This is a genomic window from Coprococcus sp. TF11-13 (assembly GCF_003481085.1).
Classification (GTDB): domain Bacteria; phylum Bacillota; class Clostridia; order Lachnospirales; family Lachnospiraceae; genus Coprococcus; species Coprococcus aceti.
In genome coordinates this window covers 201,156-219,622 of sequence record NZ_QUKK01000004.1, presented here as the reverse complement: position 1 = coordinate 219,622, position 18,467 = coordinate 201,156, and the positions used below count along the sequence as shown (strand labels likewise).

Sequence of the window (18,467 nt, the reverse complement as noted above, 5' to 3'; positions counted from 1 at the left end):
TTGACACTGGGTGTACATATGGTAATATATTCATAGAAACAGAATAAAAGTTCAATAAAACAGAAAAACAATTTAGGAGGATAAATATATGTTAAAAAATCAATTATTCGGAGTTGAAGTAGAAATGACAGGTATTACAAGAGAAAAAGCAGCTCGTCTCGTTGCCGGAGTTCTTGGAACAACACCTTCTCATCCAGAATCAAATTGCTACCACACACGCACGATTGCTGATCAGGCAGCTCGTAAATGGAAAATTATGAGAGATTCATCTATTACACCAATAAGAAACGATGATACAATCGAGCCTCTTGATGAATACAGAGTCGAATTTGTAACACCGCCTCTCAATTATTCCGACATTGAACTTCTCCAAAACATCATACGAAAACTCCGAGAGAACGGAGCAAAGGCTCATAGCAGTTGCGGCATTCATATCCATGTCGATGGTGCAAACCATACAGCAGTATCTCTTAGAAGATTGGTTAACTTTATGACAGCCAGACAGGATCTGATTTACGAAGCTCTCCAAATCGGAGACCGCGAGAGTAACTGGTGCCACAAGCTCAACAAAACGCTACTTGATGCCATGAAAAAGGATAAGAATCTTACAAAAGAAAAAGCCGAAGAAATCTGGTATAGCAGAGCAAATGATGGTTATTGCGGTGGAATCGATCATCAGCATTACAATTCCACAAGATATCATGGAGTAAATCTCCATTCTTTCTTCACCAAGGGTACAGTGGAATTCAGACTTTTTAACAGCACACTTCACGCAGGAAAAATCAAGGCCTATATACAGTTTTGTTTAGCGGTATCTGCATGGGCTATTACTTCACAAGAAAAAATAGTATTCCGTTCAATGGAGGGATACTCACCAGAACAGAAAGTTACAATTATGAGAAACATTCTCACTCACCGCCTCGGACTTTATGGAGACGAATTTAAAACATGCAGGCTTCATCTTATGACACCACTTAAAAAAGCTGCCGGAATGACTTGTCGAGCAGCTTAGTAAAAAGTGCTGACCTACCGGCACAACGGGGAGATTGGAGAATAATATGGGAAAATTGTATGTAGCATACGGAAGCAATCTCAACTTAAAGCAAATGGCTTATAGATGCCCCTCTGCGAGTATTTATGGCACTGGACAATTAACTAACTGGGAACTTTTATATAGAGGCAGTGCAACCAATTCGCACGCAACAATAGCCAAAAAGCATGGTTCATATGTTCCTGTTCTACTATGGAATATTGAACCAGAAGACGAGAAAAGATTAGATATATATGAAGGATATCCCCGATATTATTATAAGCAGAATGTAATGGTTGATATTGGTGGGAAAAAGAAAAGAGCTATGGTCTATATTATGAACCAACAGCGTACACCCGGAAGACCATCTTTGACCTACATAGAAACCATCCGGCAGGGATACATTGATAACAATTTTGATTTAACACTATTTGAGAATTCATTGGATAGAAATACCATTGAATGCAGATAAATATTGTGGTATAAAAAAAGACGTTCGGTCCTTGAACGTCTTTCTCTATGACAGCAGTGTTGCAGCACTACTTGTCTGACGAAATCAAGGAGCCGGATCTGGTGTGGGTAATCTTCGCATAATCATTTGGCACCCTAACAATCAGTTCATCGAGTTCGCAATGTAGAGCCTCGCATATTAGGTCGAGGTGTTCCAAATTCACTCTATCTGTGTACTCATGGTACAATTCGCTGATGGTGTTGGGTCTGATTCCGGTTGCCCTGGCCAGATCCGCCTGACTCCATTTCATTTCGCCGAGCTTTGTAGATAGTAAAATTCTTATCATACGTCGTTGCTCCTTCCGTTATAAAATAGCATTTTCTGACATCTTTTTGTGTCGTTTGTTATTTTATAGCGGATTATGTTATATCTTATCGGTATAGGTTATGGAGCAACTGACCGTCTTGACTATTACAGTCTGTTTCCATAATCTTCATCAAGAGAAATCCATCTGTCTCTGTCTTTTTCTCCCGATTTTAATAATCCCCAGATTTTAGCTCCCGGACCTTCAGCTGTATCAATGATTGTAAATACATTTTTACCAGTATATTCCGGACTTCCATTTTTCTTCCAGTAATCATAAGTAGTTCCTGGTCCTTTTCTGATTCTGAGATCAGGAATTGTTACCCGGAACTTAAAAGGAGTACCATCATCTTTGATGCAAGGATAGATCTCATTACCATCATTATCAAATACCTTGTATCCGCTATTCTGCTTGCATAATTCAATGGCATTGTTCTGATTCTTGAATGCTCCAATCTGTGAGCCCGCATCATCCCAGCTCTTTCTTACTCTGTAATATCCCGTGCCTGCTGTCTGCTGCTTCTGCTCCGGTGTTGCTTTGAATGATACATATTCAGGTATGGTTGTGATAAAAAGCCCGCTCTTTAACTTGTACCACTTTTCATCTGCTGATATACCAACCACAGTGAATGTGCCTGCGTGTTCAACATGATCAACATACTTGTCCAATATACAAGGTGCTTTTCTTACATTAAGTCCATCATCCCCCGTGTAAATAATCTTCACAGAACCACTCAAAGGATTGACAGCCTGTGAACTTGTATCATCGCTGCTGTTATCTACTGGTGTATCTGGCACTGTGTCAATTGCCTGTCCTCCCATGGCTTTCTTGACATCTTCTCTAAACTGATCCATAGTAAGTCCAAACTTATTCCAAATGTGCTCAACATCTCCATGATTGCTTGCGATGCCTCTCTGATTTCCCTCATGATGTGAGATAATTACACCATCCTCCAATGGATTTAGCCCAAATTCCTTGCACCATTTAGCAAATACCTGTACTGCATTCGCATATGTTGCAAGGACATGTCTCTTGGTATTACTTCCATCTCCTGTCTCAATCCATGTAGCCCCTCCCACATACTTAATTGTAGCCGGCTCTGTCATTTCAAGAGATAAATGTGTGTTGTTGACACTGCCATTCTTTCCGCTTGCTCCATGCCATCCTCTTCTAGCCTTTTTCCTCTCCGGGAAAAGAGGTAAACACTGAATTGCATAAGCGTCAGCGCCTGTAACTGCATGAACACAGGCTCCTGTAGAAGTCTCCCAAATCTTTGCAAATACTTCCGGCTTAGGCTGCGGACACCCTACACTATGTAACATAGAGCCCTTTACAGTAATTTCATCTCCCGTTTTATTGCAGGGACTATTCGTTGCAATCTGCTTTCTGATTTCAATTCCCATATTCAATTCCTCCATTTCGTCATACTGTGTTAATTCATATTTCTTTATGATTGAGCAAATCTTAGACACATAATTTATATCTGTGGCATATCCTCCAGCTTTAATGATTTCAACCGCTTTTCTGTAGTCTTTTTCGTTTGCGATACCACAATATCTATGTTCCGTTCCATTCATAGCACCAACAAGATACATTGAATGGTCCTTTATGCTCATTTCTATGTCTGGATATGCCCTAAAATCCGCTTTGATAGTATAAATTTTTCCGGCCTCATCCTGCTCGTTTGTGACTTTTGTGTATTTTGATACTCTATCCCATACACTTCCCCACGAGTTGCTGCTCAGAGAGCATTTCATGCCGAAGTAATTATTAGCTTTCTTCGCCAATTCAGATGTGCCCCAGGAACTTTCAAGAATAGCCTGAGCAATCGTGACAGAGGCGAGGATTCCGTTCTCTTTCATATCACTTATCGCATATCCACATATTTTCTGAATAAAATCCTGTTCTTTCATGTGTTCCTCCTACAAATCTCTTTGATCATAGTTATTTTGTTCATTATCCAATTCTTTTATGGTCAGTACACAAAGTGCAATTAGACACAGCGGCCATGCTATTGATGCTAACACAAGAAATACCGGGAATATTACTATCCCCGGTGTATTCTCTGTGTGTCTTTTGGATATAGATTTATACATTGCCCTGCAAAGCAAAATCACTCCTGCTGTGAATCCTAAAATTGCAATGATTATGTAGACCATAATCACCGTTCTCATTTATCCTCCGGCTTATAGAACCTTTTCCAAATAGTAATCAGATATTCCCAACCTTTGCAGCAAACAATAGCAACAATAAATGAAGCAAAAATTACAGCCACAAGGTAATACCACACGAAGGTGATTTTCGCATATGAAATATATGCAAAAAAGGCTGTGACGCAAATTATAATTGACAGGATTAAGACCTGCAAAGATGTAGGAATTCTGTTAAGAATACCAATCTCCTTTGTGAACTCTGTAATTACAGAAATCAGTGTACAGATAACCGCAACTACAACAAGTAACTGTGACGCATTAGCAATAATAAATTCCATGTTCATGATGATTCCTCCTATAAATAATCTCAACTAAAGTTACATTCCAATTTGCGTAAATGCAAATCCTAGGACAATTCCTATTACCGCAGTTATTACATAACCAACGACTTTTCTCCACATTTCTCCGTCTTTGCTTTCCAAAGACACGAGACGTTTCCCCTGTGCCTCCTGCTCCCTAACCATGCTTTCAACACTCTGTGCCAGTTTTTCAATTGATACTGTAAGAGCGTTAATCTGCTTGGTAGTTTCCTCCAACTGTTCAATTCGTCGGTTCTGCCTGTGGTCTTCCTGTTCCATTCGCTTCTGGTATTCTTCATACTCAGCTCTTGTAATTGGATCCTCCATTGTTCTCTCACCTCCTTCCAAAGGGCATAAAAAAAGAGCCTTACGGCTCTAATTCGCTTTTCATATCGTTATACTGCCCGATAACTTCATCTACAATTGCTGTATCCTCCGCCAGTTTATCGTCCGAAAATTCCCTGTCATTTTTCAACAGTTGAATATCCGTTGCCTGTCTGGCTACGATTTTTCCAAGGCGGTATATGATTTCATCCTGTTTTTCAACCATATCCATATAAAGTTCGAGTAGTTCCAACATATTGTCTTCATCCATTGTCTGTATCAGCCTCCTTCGGATTGTGCGTAAGAACAAAATCCTCAAATATTTTCTTTTCCAAAGCCCTGCAGTCGCAATGGTCCATCAAGGCCTTATAACTCATAAGAGTGGAGCGGGCTCTATCAAGGTCTATCTCATAATCACGATAAAGCTCCTGTATTGTTTTTAAATGCCTTTTCATTCTCAGACTTGTGCTTTTCCTTAGTTTCACATTTCCAGGTCTTATTGTGTACCCGACAAATTCCATTCCATGTGATATTGGTCGAATTGCTGTCTTGTTATTTAGCTGCAACCTCAATTCATCACCAAGAAATTCTGAAAAACGATTCTTGTATCGATGCAACTCATCCTTATCCGTAGACAAGATAATCACATCGTCCATGTATCTAATGTAATATGGTATATGTTCTTCTCGCTTTGCCATCTGATCCATCGGATTCAGATACATATTCCCATACATGTGAGAAAGACCGCCACCAATAGCAATCCCTACATCCCACAGCATTTCATCATCGGGAATATCCAAAGGAGAACTAATTCCAACCGGAAGACCGAAGGCTCTGGATGCGTGACAAACATAGTGCTCCAAGAACCTCACAGCCTGCTTATCGCCAATTTTCTTCTGGATGATATTCATCAATATTTCATGGTTCATTCTATAAAAGAACTTCGCCACGTCCATTTTTAAGTAATACCAACGCTCGCCGCTTTTTTCGCAGTAGTCAACCCACTCTGCCAACCTCTGCATGGATTTTAGCTGCCCTCTTTCCTTAATACAAGAATAGGTATCGCTTATCATTCCTTTGCAGACTAGTGGATTTAATACATTGTAAGCTGCTCGCTGAATTACCTTGGTTGTATAATCTGAATAGATTACTTTCCTCAGTTTTGGTTCATATACATAAAAATGGTGGTATATATCTGGCGGATATTCATGAGTTCGCAGTCGATCCATAACAGAATGCAAATTGCCCTCTAGGTCGCCCCAAAACTGCAACTGTTCTGTTTCGTACCGTTTCCCTGCTCTCGAATCCTTTTCGGCTTGGAGCAGATTCTCAAAAGATGTTATTTCAGTGTAAATATTTTTGATAGACATATTATCTCCTTTCAGAGCATTGCGGAGTTCTCATATTACCCATGATACTGTCGGCATTCGTGCCTACCATCAGCAATAGCCTCTGTGCTACCGCCGAACTTTTCTTGCATGAGCAAAGGAGACGGAATCCTTTACACCTCTGTACTGACTGCACACCCATTAGGTCTGCAGCATCTGACTTGAAGGCAGAGCGGAGCGGAAGCCGATGTTCCAGTTCGCATTGGAGCGGGGATTGTTGAGGTTCAAGTTGAAGACGCCAGCGTTGGCACCATTGTTCCAGTTGCCCCCGCAAATCGGCAAACGCAGTATTCCGTACCCTATTTGTTTACACTCTTTATCCATCCTCCAACCATTCTGCCAATTTCAACCACCAGACCGGACCATTGTTCATATTTTTTCGGAGGCAAAAAACCTAAATTATATGACAACCGAACATATGCCTTCAGTTTTTCCACTTCTACATCCAATTCCTGCAGAGTAGTCTTCTTGTAATATTTCTTGTTGGCTTCGATAATCCTCTCCAACATTACATCCATACACCTCTTAATATCCACGACAAGGGCGAATTTCTCGCCCTTGGGATATTGTGCCAATGCAGGATAAGCATAGTTCATCATATCGAAGGTTTTCTGTAATATCTTTAATTCCTCCATAAAGTCCCTCTATACCATATTTTGTTACATTCTACCACATAAAGTTCTGCTTCAGATTTATTTGTTATTTTATATCGTATTTCGTTATTGCAAGGTAAAAAATAAAATAAGAGGCTGCTATCGCAGCCTCAGTCAGATTACAGTGCAACAGATTACAGATCAACAAAAGCGGAGCGGAAGCCGAAGCGCCAGTACGCATCGGAGCGGGGATGGCAGAGGTTCAAGTAGAAGACGCCAGCGTAGGCACCAGAGCTCCAGTCGCCCCCGCAAAACGGCAAACGCTCGCCAACAGGGTTGAACCAATGATAATCGCCTGCGTAATCTCCGTTTGGTTCGTCTGGGTAGAGCAATAACATCTTTGCAATTTCTGGAGCAGTAAGCCCGCTTGCAAGTGTCATATCTTTATACTGTCCACCGACACCGCTATCAGTCTTATATGTAATCGCACCAGAAGTAAGCTGAATTTTACTAGATACCCAATCCCACTTTAATGTTCCGGCTGTTCCAGGTTCTACAAGTGAGCCATCCGCCTTAATTGCTTTCCAGAGAGTAGAGGATGCCGACATATCACATTTGCTACCCATCGCTGCATTATTGTATGGAATGATCTGGATTTCTCCATCAACAAGACGCATGCCTGCATTCCACTCCCATACATTTCCGTTTAAGTCACAAATGCCATCTCCGTGATGGTTATGGTTCCATGTTACAGGTCCAGAACCTGTGAAACATCTTCCAGTTTTTCCGCTATCCTTTGAAGATTCCTCGCCGTGTTCATGTGTATAAGCCGAATCTTTTCCGTAATTATTGTTTCCATGCGGCATAGTGCCATTCTTGCGGCACCAGAGAGCAATATAAGCCCACTCTGCCATTGTTGCAAGGTGGAAGCCCGCTCCTTTATTTTCGCAAGCCTTTCTTGCAGCATCCCAATTCATGGAATTTGCAGGATCTCTGTGTCCAAGAGAATATGCCCTTTCATTTACAATAATATTCTGATACTTAGAATAATAAAAAGCGGTCTTCTCGACACTGTCCACATTAAACGCATAATGAACATTATCGCTAAGGCCACTTACAAGCTCTGAATTTTTTCCTTTTGGAATTCTTACATAAATTGATGGCATTCCGATGTCATCCAGTAATACCACATTTTTTCCACCTGACAGCTCGCTTACCGCAGCTGCCATCTGATCATAATTTCCCATAATAGTCCTCCTTATTCGATTGCATATAATTTGAGCGTAACATTTGCCATATTAAATGGAACAGGGGTTCTTTCCATAATTGTTTCGCTGCTGTTTTCTACCTCAGGATCATAATCTGGATTAGGAACTTCCTTTTCAATATACTGCCTTGCCGGAATCTCAATTTGTGCTGCATACTTTTCACCAAGCTGGCCAGAAGTAATCATCCCATTCTTTGCAATGCAAATGTCAACACATTCATCATTATCTCTCTCCAACTTTTCGCAATTGAGCATCAGCTCATCAGCAAATGTAATCTTATTTTTCGATACACTGTACTCAATTTTCTTTCCAACATTTACCTCTACGACTTTCATCTGTCATACCTCCTTAATTCTCTGCAGGCTTCGCCTGTCTTTTGGGCTACGCAGTCCGCCATATCCCTTTGTGCTTTGGTTGCATGTTCCGGATTGATACCATAATCCCGAAGGGTTCTGTTTGTTTCAGCTTTTCTTTCGTCACTATGAATAATGATATTTGCCACTACACCGTACCTCCTCCCTGTACAAAGCAGCGAACAGTCACGCTTTTAGCACTGCCTGTAAAAGCAATCTTAAAGCCATTCACCTGCTTATCATAGACAACCACATCGCCAACATTTACAGGATTGCCTTGTACTTCTGTGATAACCCTGTAATCCAATGTGCTACGCATATTCGCAAGCGCCACAGTCTTAACAGAATTATTAAAATAGAAATCCTTTGTGTTGGTCAATGTAACTTCAAGTTCCTCACCATCAACAGACTCTACGCTTTGCTGAGTATGCTTTACATTCTCTAACAAAAGAGCCAACATAAGTGAGTTGTTATGAATGCCCTGCTCCATGTGATTGAAGTGTTCGGCATCCATTGGAGTTCCCTCCTGGATAATCTCGTCCGAATCTTTGTCCTTTACTTCGTCAAGCCACTGTTCTGGTGTGTATGAGCCAGTTCTGTTGCCTTCCAAATATTCTGGTAATACATTCATCCCTATTCATCTCCTTTCTCGTAAATTGGAAATTCAAATTTAGCTAACACACCCTGATTTGCCGTCCTTTTAACGGCAACTTCCAGTCCTCCACAAATGCGACCGGTAATGTCCCAAAGGCGAATTCCGGTAATTGTGTGGGCTGTCTTGGGAGTGGTGAGCAAACTTACAATAAAAACAATCTTGTTGCCTGTGATTTTCTTACTATTGATTTTGGCATCATACCAATTTCCATTTACTTGGTACTGGAATTTATGAATAGAGCTCATCCATTCCTGCCGTCTTCTGTCGAGAAAATCTTTTTCCCAGAATCCCATCTTGCTACCTCCTATTCTTTATTTCCACAGCTTCTGGTTCCACATCGTCTGATGGTAGCCGAAGCAATGAATACATTTACATCTGCCTCTGTTTCTGATGATGAAACAGCAAGCGTTTTATATGCTTTACCAGCTTTGTGCTCTGGCGAGGCATATATCTCGGTTGATGTTCCAAGCATTATATTTTCCTCAGCTTGTATGCCGCTCTGAACATCCACGGATAAAGAATCAGCCAGCACTCCACCGCCAGATGTTTGACGGCCAGAAGCTGGCATGTTGTATTTCTGTAAATATGTGCTTCCATCGATAAGAATATCTTTCGGAATTATCATTCCCTTCTTTGCCTTATTTGGCTTCAATCCTGCCACACTTTGTCCAGACTGCAGAAAGTCTACGATTTGTAGGTTGCTGTCAATCTCAATTTCTATATCCTTTTTAAGCAATTGTCCAAGTGTCGCATTATATGCAGTTCCGCCTATCCGAATTGTACCTGTTTTGCTTGATTCAAAAGCTGCTATCAAGGCATTTGTATCCTGTTCGCAACGGATTTCGATAATAGTACCGAGTGTTGCTCTCCTCGGATGCGTACCACAAACAATGGTATTGCACCTCGGGACATCATACGAAGAAATCCAAAAATTAAAGGCTATCTCAACGATAGCCTTGATATAATACTCAAATTCAATTCTGACACCCGCAGGCTTTACCATTGGAACCTCGCCCAATGTAACAACTTTGCCTCCCGGTGTAAGGAATGGCATCGTAAGTATAATCACCGCAGGCAGAGCCGGATCCTCTCTGTAATAAATTGGAGATACATCCCACAGAAGTGCCAATCCATCCATAAGATCACGATAAGTACATTCGTTTGTATTGACCAGCATTTGATACTTTAAGAACTGCCGGTATCGTTCATCGCTGATAACCGGATCTTCAACATCTATGCCAGCTAAAACACCTGCTTCTTTTCGTGTAAGAGTTACAATATCTCCTACCATATCCAAATTCGCACCAACAGCACTCTCTAAATCTGTCTCTGCGTCAAGTTGTTTGAACACCCTATGTAAATCTTCCATTTGTTTTGCAAATACCGAAATAAGGTCTTCTATGTGCTTCTTTCCTTGAAACTGCTGTGGTAAATCGTCTAACCATTTATCAAGAATGCCCACTATATACCACCTCAATTCTTGTGTCGGCAATGACTATTTTCTGTCTGCTTTCCACACTTACATTTACTTTCGTGTACTCTTCACTGGTTGGTATATGCTCACTATCCTTTGTTGCTGCACATTTGATGTCAACATAGGTTACACCACCGACTGCAGAATAAATTCCATCATTAAAAGTCTGGGACAACATATTGTCGCCAGCCTGCAACTTTGAGGCATCTTCTACAATTGATTCTATTGTCAGATTTGCGTAATTAGTAGGTAAATATGACTTATCAGCATCCAAAGTAACTTTCATCCATACATAGATATATTCTGGTCTATTGAAACTTACAGGGATAGAATCTCCATACTCTGTTGCCACATTAACAGTAATAGAACCGAAGGTTTGAATTCCAGCAGCTTTTTTATCTAAAATAATACTTGCAATGCTTGTTTCATCTCCTCCGTCCACAATTATTTCAACACTGTGTGGTGGTCTTCCTTCTTTATCCGTATCATCCGTATCATTTTCATATCCTGTGGCACTCTCGACATTCGGAACATTATTTATCAGTTGCGAGCAAATACTGTCTATCATTCTTGTGGACCGAATAGCCGATTTTGCAAGATATGAATGTCTAAGTTCCACATCTGTTTCCTGTAATCTTCCATAAGTTGGTTCGATTAGATTCTCAACAGCATTAAATCCACTGATATTGGTAACCATAACAGTGATTGTTCCATTCGGGAATATGAGTTTTCCATACTCTACTGTGGCAAAATCAGCAAGAGTAGTGACACTTGATGTTGTTAAATTGTCTGACAGAACCAGGATGCCACTCCTTGAAGATGATTCGCAAATTATATCAAGCGTAATACTGCTTTCATTCACCGACACTTTATATCCATCTGGCTTAACAACCTTACTCAGCCCCTCAATAATAGACAATTCATCATCAGAACTGCTCGTAAAACTATACTGAACACCATTTATTGATACGGAATAAATAGCTCCCGTTACAGGAGCAGCAACTCTTATTGACACCCGATTGAAATTTTCTCTTGTTATAACGAATTCAGATACAGCCGCCAGTTTAGCTTGTGGTGCTGTATTTGTCGCAACTGTAGCTCCCTGCCTTACAACCGTTCCATCATCGCCTGTACAATGCAATGTGTAATAACTGTATTTATTAGGGCTTCGTCGAATGCCACCATACTGCACAGCATTATCAAGGCTTACTCCTTCAGCTGTAGACGGATATTTTGCATAATAACTGGCCTGTGCCACTTCCCAAAGTTCAGAAATTTGTCCGCCGTATGTTGTTATTAGTACATTCAGAAATGATTGAGGATCCAATCTGGTGTTAAATCCAAATTTTCCAGAAAGTTCTGAATGAAGTTCTTCCAATATTTCATCCAATCTTTTAATCTCGAATCCTTTATCTGTAATTCCATATTCAGCCACCAATCTTCACCTCTTCCTTATATGTTTTTTCATCTGTAACAGCTTCGTATCGGATTACTGCCGACCTTTTCAAGCTATCAATTTCTATAGATACATCATTAACTTCCGTAATTTCATCTACATTGAAAATTTGTTCTTCTATCAATTCTTTAATCTGGTCTATATCTGGATTTTTCACAAAAAGATATTCAAAATACGGAACACCGGCTTCATCATCCCATCTCCATTCTTGAAAAAACCACTTTAACCGAATTTTTATCTTTTGGCGAACAGAATTGGCAAGGACAATGTCTGTTCCCTTGAATGCCAAGTCGCCATTACTGTCGAGCAATATATCCACTTCCTCGCCTCCTTCTTTATTTTGCCTTTGATGTGTCTCCGTGTACACCTGTATGAGTGTGATTTATAAGAGATACATTCTTTGCTTTTACATCGCCACTCACAATCAGGTTTCCTTTTATTTCCACATTTTCTTTATTTATAGATAACTTAGAATTTCCATTCTGCAATATTATGCTTTCTTTGCTGCATGCCTCTTTCAGTGTCGCACTTCCCTTATTAAGCAGCCCCGGTATTGCTATTGCACTTGTCAAGTCAAAGCGAATGTCATTTTCAGATTCACCGCCTCCAATCCATGCGTCCAGTTCCTGTTCAGAAACTATGAGCAGGCAATCCATTCCTGCTGTTATCGGGAATGCGATATAAATATCATTCATTGGGCTTTGAGGAATGATAACTGGAACTTCTGTAACTGTTGGATATGCCATCTTTCTGCCGGCATCAGTCGTATATGTTCCATAAGGTTTTACAGTAGCAAAGCCTGTTCCTGCATTGAACGCAGTTATTTTTCCCGGTATAGCAGTGTGCATCTCTTCCATTACTGACCGTGCTGTTTTTTCAACCTGTTCTACAAATTCTTGTAACATTATTTCACCTCCAAAAGCTGGGCTGTACATATCCAATCGCCCTCAAGGTTGTCGCCATCAATCGTCAACTTATAAATCCTAAAATAGCCACGTACTTTGTCGCTTTCCAGTCTTACATAATCATTCACACCAATTGCTCCATTCAAAAAATACTTAACCTCATAGCCTATCTGACTATTGCTTTTCCCACTGCTGGAATCGTCACCCTCTGATGAAATAGTTATACGCTTAGGCACCTCTAATAGTCCCGTATCGGAACTTAAAAGATATGCCCTAGTCGTAATAGGTTCGTTTGGCTTTCTTATCTGTAAAACGGAATTCTGAATAGACCAAGAAAGACCACATGTTTTACACAATTTCTTCAGTACAGTCTTTGCAGGGCCAACAAAACTGAAACCATGCGGTAAAACCTTAAACTTGCAACCTTTTGAGTATATAACTGATACTCCCATAGCACCTGCAATCTCGTCAAATACCTCCTTACTGTCAACTCGTCCAGAGCGGGATATCTCCACATATGTGTCTCTCAAGGCTACTCTTCCATCCATAACCTCCAACTCTGTCATTCTGTCAGCCCCATCCATCTCTGTTGATGATGTAACTACATTTCCTGCCAGAATCAATGCAATGTGATTGGCATATCCCGCCTGTAATTCAATTACGCAATCTTCCGTGTCAAGGACGCTGAGATTGGCAGGGGATAAATTCCATATTTGTACCTTGGCTGTATTGGCAGTTTCTGATGTCGATTTTTCAATGCTAAAACTTATATGCAATGCATGCGGATTCTCTGTTGAAGTTTGACCGATTTGGAATCCGTTATGCCCCATTTTTCCAGCCTTCATAAGATATCTTCTGATAAAATTCTCCTGTGCCATTTTAATCCTCCCATTCATCCCAAGGTATAAAAACAAATTCTGCGGTTCCATTATTGAAAGATTCCCTTGTAAGTCTTGTTTCTTCACTAATTGCACCGAATATTCCATCCGGCAATGATGTGAAATTCATAAAATGTGTCAGCGGGAAATTAGGCACAATCTTGGTCGGAGAAATAATAGGATTTTCGTCGGTGTCTGATAATCCAAAGCTCCAAAAATCTCCTGTTCCATTGTATGTAAAGCGGATAAGATACTCTTTTTCTGCAATCGTCACCGACGATACGCTATCGTTCATATCCGGAACTGTAATATATAGCATTTACCCACCTCCTACAAAAATCCTGTTTTTTTCCCGATGTTATATAATATAGAGCCCTTCTTTCCACCACTCGACTTACCAGAGCCTCCGGATTTATTAGAGCCTCCAGATTTGCTTGTCGAAGAACCCGAAGATTTTGAACTACTGGATGACGTTGTCGCTTTTCCTGCGCTCTTCTTCGATTCTCCACTCTGCAAAATATATTTAGGTATGTAAACCGTTTTTCTTTTGGTTATATACACTTTCTTTAATGAAAACTGTATCTGTCGTGCGTACCCAATTTCCGAACTATGAGAAATTGACATTGATGTGATTCCCATACTGGTATATATCTTGTCTGTAGTGACAACCTTTACCAATTTTCTCTGAAAATACAATTTCTCAAACTTCTCACATATCTTCTTGGTTCTGCCCGCAGAAGGACTATGTCCTTTGCGATTTCTCCATGTAGCTGGGCTATCACTTATATATAGAGTGATGCTCAGCTGAATAGGTTTTAATATAATTGTGTCCGATACATTGTAACCATTTTCAACAGGATACTCAGGAATGTCAGCAGAATAGCTGATATCCTCGCTGATAAGAGCATCCCCTTCTATTCCGGCAATGCTAACCGGTTTTAGATTTCTTGCCATTCCTTTTCACCTACCTTGCATATGCCAGCCCTTTAGCCATATAGCTTGTGGCATCCTGTGCCGACTGTTTCATGCCCTTCGATACATTCTGTTGTGCCTGTACATCACTGCCAGAGTAAGAATTATTGAAGGTATTGTTCTGTGTCACATTTGTCGTATTACTTGTGTTATTTACTGCACTTCCAGTTGCTGTTGCAGCTGAAGCTGTAGCTCCTTTCATAAGGGTTGATATGCCGCCTGCAAGCCCTTTAACTTTGTCAAGAACAGTGTCCTCGTTTGAACTGATACCTTCGGCTAGTCCACCCATAAAATCAGGCATCCAACTTTCATAATCAGTTAGTGGTCCTTCATCCGGAACTGAGAAATGCAGAAATGATTTGATCTTATCTCCAATACCTTTTACAGCATTTACAATCCCCTGCACACCAGACATAATTCCGTTTTTTAAGCCCCCGATGAAATCAGCGCCCCATTGGACCGCCTTTGACGGAAGGCTTGTTATAAAGCTGATTGCCGCATTGAATCCATCAACAATAGCAGATTTGATATTCCCAACAGCACCTTTAATTCCACTCACTATATTATTGAATGTGGAACTTACGGAATTAGCTATGTTTGAAAAAATACTACTGAAAAAGTTGTATATGGACTGCAACACTGAAACTATCGTGTTATAAGCAGAATTGATTGCATTCGAAATAGTGCTTGTTATTGTATTCCATATTCCTGTCAAGAAAGAAACTATTCCATTCCATATTCCAGAGAAAAATGCACTTATTGCACCCCAAATTGCGTTCCAAAGTGCTTGCAAAGCACCTAACCCAATAGTCAGAACTGTTGATATTGTGTTCCATGCCTGCTGTAAGAAAGCTACAATCATATCCCATATTCCAGAGAATATCTGTTTGATAGCCTCCCATGCTCCAGACCAGTTTCCTGTGAATACAGAGCTTATAAAATTCGCAAGTCCTTTTATTACTTCGAGGAATCCATTTATAAATTGTCCGCAGTTGTCCCACAGCCCTTTAAACCATGCGAGTATCGTAGAGCCCCACGCATTCCAAAATGCCTGGATCCATCCAAATACAGTTTCTATTACAGTCGCAATAGCATTGAATACAGCACTCCCAGCTTCATATAAAGCATCCCAAACCGTTGACAAAGCATCGAGAATAGCTTGCCATACAGCTAAAAGTTTGTCCTTCGTGCTTGTTGTAGAACCATCTATACTATCTTCCGTTCCTCCAAATATCGTTGCCGCCAGCTGGGAGATAAATGTCCATACTCCACTCAGGAATGTTTTTATGATTCCCCAAACTCTCATGAAGTTAGCCTTTATACTTTCTCCATGCCTCTCGAAGAACCCTTTAACAGTATCAACCCACATTCCGGCAGCTTGTTTGAGAAAATCCCATACATTAAGCAGAAATTCTTTAACTTTCTGCCATGCTTTGAAAATAGCTTCCCTGGCATTATCTGCACCAATACCTGCCTTGTCAAATATTGTTCCAATAACAGAATCATTTCCCATAAGGAAATTTATAAAATCTTCAACAATCAGTGCCAACAGCACTACCGCCGCCACAATAGCCAAAGTCTTCAAATTTGCCAAGCTGAATAAGCCTTTCATTTTTGTAAGTAATGTAATAAATGCCTTTGCTCCAGATATGATTTTGCTCCAATTCATTACAATAAAAAAAGCTCCGGCAATAATAGCCAAGAGCTTCAGAGCGTTATCAACTCCACCAAGTTTATCTATAACATTTTTCACCATTCCCATGCCTTTTTTAGCCCCTATCTGCAAGGTCTGCATCATTCGATCAATAGCCGGCTTCAATCTTTTTACTAAAGCATGCATACCATTGAATGCTTTGGTTAGGATTCCTGTCTCTGATGTCAGCTTTTTCATCCCCACAGTTGCCTTTGATACTAGGGAATTTAGCAGTTTTAATACCATTACTGCCGGCTTTAAGAACGCATTTCCAGCAGCCGCTTTCAAATCCTGCACATTCTGTTTCAAATTACCAAGCTGATTGGTCCAGGTATCAGATTCTCTGGCCGCCTGTCCTATTGCACCAGAGGCTTTATTCGCATCCTCAACCATCTGCAGTAATGTCAACTGTTTTTCCGCTTCCGACAAGTCTTTAAACGACTTTCCGTACAACGCATTTGCGGCTGTATTTCTCGTTGTCTCAGTACATGAAAGACCAAGAGCAGCGTCATTTTCAAAATTACCTTTCAAGAAAGACTGGAGGGAATTAGTTACATCCTCTATACTTCTATCATAGAATGCGGCAGAATCCGCAACAGCTTTCATGGATCTGTCAGCAATATCTAATGCGTCCGCCTGTTCCATGCCTGTTGTTTTTGCAAATGCTGCTATCTGGGTAAAACTGCCCTTCATTCTATTTACGGTTACTCCAGTTTCATCAGCAATCTTATCAAGCTTGTCTGAAGCATCCTGCTCTAAATCTCCAAATACCTGCGAAAACTGTGATTTTAATGCCTCTGCATCTGCCGCTGCTTCCGCTAAGTTTGCAATGCCAGCAATTGAAAAACCTATTCCAATAGCGCCTAATAGCTTTGAAGCCATATTTTTTACACCTTTGATGGCATTCTCTGCAGCACCGACACTTTTCTGATCAACTTCAATACCAAATGCAACCGCAATATCTCTTATCGTCAATGCTATTCCCTCCTTTCTCTCATTTCCTCAGCCTTTCCATTCTGAATATCCATGTCCATACGATATAAAGCATATAGCTTCAATGCCTCGTCTAAGGTGTAATATTCCTTCAGCTCGAACATTGAAGCTAATTTAGCTTTAATCAATATGTACATTCTCAACTCCAGCTCGGAAAATTGTGAGGTGTCAAGTTTTCCGTATTTTACAATATCTTCCTCATCTTCTTCGCTATAGCCTCGCCTGCTTTCCCAGATGGGCCGGCGAGTCTCTTGAAAAAACCATTGAAGTTCAAACGGATAACATAAAAAGCGAGAATGAACATGTTCTGTACATCCCCGCAAAAAATCTCATTTACGATATCCATATCAAGTATTTCCTGTGAATACTCTCCTGTCTCCACATCGTCCTCATCCATTACAGGAAGTTCAACGACTACATTCTTATGAGCAATGAGCAATTTTTTCATCATCGATTCAACTTTGCTACCAGAAAACCCTTCCATACTCTTTGAAATGGAAGCGGCCGCATCATTTACATCAATGTCCATCAAATCTCCATCTTCTCCATCGCTTTCATTGTCGCTATTGCCTACAAGCGGCATAAGTGCTGCAAGAACCGGGGTAAGCAACGAAGCTAAATCTCCCGTAAGGTTTGCGGCAACCATAGCTGGAAAAGGTCTTATATAAAAATTCAGACCTCCAATCGTTTCCTTCTTTGGTTCAAGCTGCTTTAATCGTGCCATATTTTACCTCCTAACTTTCTACACCGTCAGCTACCACAATCTCCCACTCACGGTTGTTCTGAGCCTTTCCGTAAGTTTTGCCTGCGATTTTAGTAATCCAACCAGTAGAAGCACTGAATTTTTCATTTCCAACGAGATCTTTTACTGTAACAGGGAAAAATCCTTTTCCGTTTTTCTTCATCTTCTCATACATCTTCTTGCAATATGCGTTAGTCTTAGAGTTCTGAAGAACAGATACCTTTACTGTGTAAATAGAAGATGGATCTACGCTTACGCATACCTCTCCATCCGCTCCTGCTACATAACTATTACCGTCTCCGGCAGGCTCAATAACAATAAAGCTGTCATCAGCAAAACCGCTTGCAATATGGTTTCCAAGTGCAAGCGTTACCTTTTTCGGATTATAAGTTGTTACTCTTGGCATTAACCTTCAC

The 18,467-nt window shown here is 40.6% G+C and carries 25 protein-coding genes; 2 read left to right on the top strand and 23 right to left on the bottom strand.

Features of this window, described 5'->3' with window-relative positions; all coding sequences use genetic code 11:
* Window positions 1-88 precede the first annotated feature (88 nt).
* Both DXD11_RS08920 and DXD11_RS08915 read left to right on the top strand, forming a co-directional pair.
* Window positions 89-1,012, top strand: a complete 924-nt coding sequence (locus DXD11_RS08920; RefSeq protein WP_118343944.1) for an amidoligase family protein — start codon at window positions 89-91, stop codon at window positions 1,010-1,012.
* A gap of 46 nt (window positions 1,013-1,058) precedes the next feature.
* On the top strand, window positions 1,059-1,502 hold the full coding sequence (locus DXD11_RS08915) for a gamma-glutamylcyclotransferase family protein (RefSeq protein WP_022463646.1): 444 nt from the start codon (window positions 1,059-1,061) through the stop codon (window positions 1,500-1,502).
* Between the two features lie 67 nt (window positions 1,503-1,569).
* Here DXD11_RS08915 and DXD11_RS08910 read toward each other — a convergent pair whose 3' ends face one another.
* The 23 genes from DXD11_RS08910 to DXD11_RS08795 all read right to left on the bottom strand — a co-directional run bounded on the left by DXD11_RS08910 (window position 1,570) and on the right by DXD11_RS08795 (window position 18,457).
* Window positions 1,570-1,827 (bottom strand): helix-turn-helix domain-containing protein, encoded by a 258-nt coding sequence (locus tag DXD11_RS08910; protein WP_003502325.1) that lies wholly within the window; start codon window positions 1,825-1,827, stop codon window positions 1,570-1,572.
* Between the two features lie 125 nt (window positions 1,828-1,952).
* Complete coding sequence (locus tag DXD11_RS14540; RefSeq protein WP_243105844.1) at window positions 1,953-3,758, bottom strand: glucosaminidase domain-containing protein; 1,806 nt, start codon at window positions 3,756-3,758, stop codon at window positions 1,953-1,955.
* A 257-nt stretch (window positions 3,759-4,015) separates the two neighbouring features.
* Window positions 4,016-4,342: a hypothetical protein gene (locus tag DXD11_RS08890; RefSeq protein ID WP_003502323.1), complete on the bottom strand. Its 327-nt coding sequence runs from the start codon at window positions 4,340-4,342 to the stop codon at window positions 4,016-4,018.
* Window positions 4,343-4,375: 33 nt separating this feature from the next.
* Window positions 4,376-4,684, bottom strand: coding sequence for a hypothetical protein (locus DXD11_RS08885; protein ID WP_118343942.1), 309 nt, complete (start codon window positions 4,682-4,684; stop codon window positions 4,376-4,378).
* A 40-nt stretch (window positions 4,685-4,724) separates the two neighbouring features.
* Window positions 4,725-4,952, bottom strand: a complete 228-nt coding sequence (locus DXD11_RS08880) for a hypothetical protein (RefSeq protein ID WP_118343941.1) — start codon at window positions 4,950-4,952, stop codon at window positions 4,725-4,727.
* On the bottom strand, window positions 4,945-6,051 hold the full coding sequence (locus tag DXD11_RS08875; RefSeq protein WP_118758229.1) for an RNA-directed DNA polymerase: 1,107 nt from the start codon (window positions 6,049-6,051) through the stop codon (window positions 4,945-4,947). The genes DXD11_RS08880 and DXD11_RS08875 overlap by 8 nt, the downstream gene beginning before the upstream one ends.
* 317 nt (window positions 6,052-6,368) lie before the next feature.
* On the bottom strand, window positions 6,369-6,704 hold the full coding sequence (gene avd / locus DXD11_RS08865; protein ID WP_118343938.1) for a diversity-generating retroelement protein Avd: 336 nt from the start codon (window positions 6,702-6,704) through the stop codon (window positions 6,369-6,371).
* A gap of 152 nt (window positions 6,705-6,856) precedes the next feature.
* The gene (locus DXD11_RS08860) at window positions 6,857-7,909 is read right to left on the bottom strand and encodes an SUMF1/EgtB/PvdO family nonheme iron enzyme (protein WP_118758227.1); all 1,053 of its coding nucleotides are present in this window, start codon (window positions 7,907-7,909) and stop codon (window positions 6,857-6,859) included.
* 11 nt (window positions 7,910-7,920) lie between these two features.
* Window positions 7,921-8,265: a hypothetical protein gene (locus DXD11_RS08855; RefSeq protein ID WP_118592595.1), complete on the bottom strand. Its 345-nt coding sequence runs from the start codon at window positions 8,263-8,265 to the stop codon at window positions 7,921-7,923.
* On the bottom strand, window positions 8,262-8,432 hold the full coding sequence (locus tag DXD11_RS14315; protein WP_003502312.1) for a hypothetical protein: 171 nt from the start codon (window positions 8,430-8,432) through the stop codon (window positions 8,262-8,264). The genes DXD11_RS08855 and DXD11_RS14315 overlap by 4 nt, the downstream gene beginning before the upstream one ends.
* Window positions 8,432-8,914, bottom strand: coding sequence for a hypothetical protein (locus tag DXD11_RS08850; protein ID WP_118758226.1), 483 nt, complete (start codon window positions 8,912-8,914; stop codon window positions 8,432-8,434). The genes DXD11_RS14315 and DXD11_RS08850 overlap by 1 nt, the downstream gene beginning before the upstream one ends.
* A gap of 2 nt (window positions 8,915-8,916) precedes the next feature.
* Window positions 8,917-9,231 carry a hypothetical protein gene (locus tag DXD11_RS08845; RefSeq protein WP_022463640.1) on the bottom strand — a complete coding sequence of 105 codons (315 nt, stop codon included), beginning with the start codon at window positions 9,229-9,231 and terminating at the stop codon, window positions 8,917-8,919.
* Between the two features lie 11 nt (window positions 9,232-9,242).
* Entirely contained in the window at window positions 9,243-10,400 is a 1,158-nt protein-coding gene (locus DXD11_RS08840) for a DUF2612 domain-containing protein (protein ID WP_158579431.1), read from the bottom strand.
* Window positions 10,387-11,847 (bottom strand): hypothetical protein, encoded by a 1,461-nt coding sequence (locus DXD11_RS08835; protein WP_118758224.1) that lies wholly within the window; start codon window positions 11,845-11,847, stop codon window positions 10,387-10,389. Before DXD11_RS08835 ends, DXD11_RS08840 begins: the two co-directional genes overlap by 14 nt.
* A complete protein-coding gene (locus DXD11_RS08830) occupies window positions 11,840-12,187 on the bottom strand; it encodes a hypothetical protein (RefSeq protein ID WP_003502290.1) in 348 nt (115 codons plus the stop codon). Before DXD11_RS08830 ends, DXD11_RS08835 begins: the two co-directional genes overlap by 8 nt.
* Before the next feature lie 16 nt (window positions 12,188-12,203).
* Window positions 12,204-12,773, bottom strand: coding sequence for a Gp138 family membrane-puncturing spike protein (locus DXD11_RS08825; protein ID WP_118592591.1), 570 nt, complete (start codon window positions 12,771-12,773; stop codon window positions 12,204-12,206).
* A complete protein-coding gene (locus tag DXD11_RS08820) occupies window positions 12,773-13,651 on the bottom strand; it encodes a phage protein (RefSeq protein WP_118758223.1) in 879 nt (292 codons plus the stop codon). The genes DXD11_RS08825 and DXD11_RS08820 overlap by 1 nt, the downstream gene beginning before the upstream one ends.
* Before the next feature lies 1 nt (window position 13,652).
* Window positions 13,653-13,970, bottom strand: a complete 318-nt coding sequence (locus tag DXD11_RS08815; RefSeq protein ID WP_022463634.1) for a phage baseplate plug family protein — start codon at window positions 13,968-13,970, stop codon at window positions 13,653-13,655.
* 11 nt (window positions 13,971-13,981) lie between these two features.
* Window positions 13,982-14,605 (bottom strand): phage baseplate protein, encoded by a 624-nt coding sequence (locus DXD11_RS08810; RefSeq protein WP_118758222.1) that lies wholly within the window; start codon window positions 14,603-14,605, stop codon window positions 13,982-13,984.
* A gap of 10 nt (window positions 14,606-14,615) precedes the next feature.
* Window positions 14,616-17,291 (bottom strand): phage tail protein, encoded by a 2,676-nt coding sequence (locus tag DXD11_RS08805; RefSeq protein WP_118758221.1) that lies wholly within the window; start codon window positions 17,289-17,291, stop codon window positions 14,616-14,618.
* Window positions 17,292-17,293: 2 nt separating this feature from the next.
* Window positions 17,294-17,446, bottom strand: coding sequence for a hypothetical protein (locus DXD11_RS14225; protein ID WP_003502280.1), 153 nt, complete (start codon window positions 17,444-17,446; stop codon window positions 17,294-17,296).
* Window positions 17,447-17,493: 47 nt separating this feature from the next.
* Window positions 17,494-18,033 (bottom strand): phage tail assembly chaperone, encoded by a 540-nt coding sequence (locus tag DXD11_RS08800; protein ID WP_118758220.1) that lies wholly within the window; start codon window positions 18,031-18,033, stop codon window positions 17,494-17,496.
* A gap of 10 nt (window positions 18,034-18,043) precedes the next feature.
* The gene (locus DXD11_RS08795) at window positions 18,044-18,457 is read right to left on the bottom strand and encodes a phage structural protein (protein ID WP_003502276.1); all 414 of its coding nucleotides are present in this window, start codon (window positions 18,455-18,457) and stop codon (window positions 18,044-18,046) included.
* Between the last annotated feature and the right edge of the window lie 10 nt (window positions 18,458-18,467).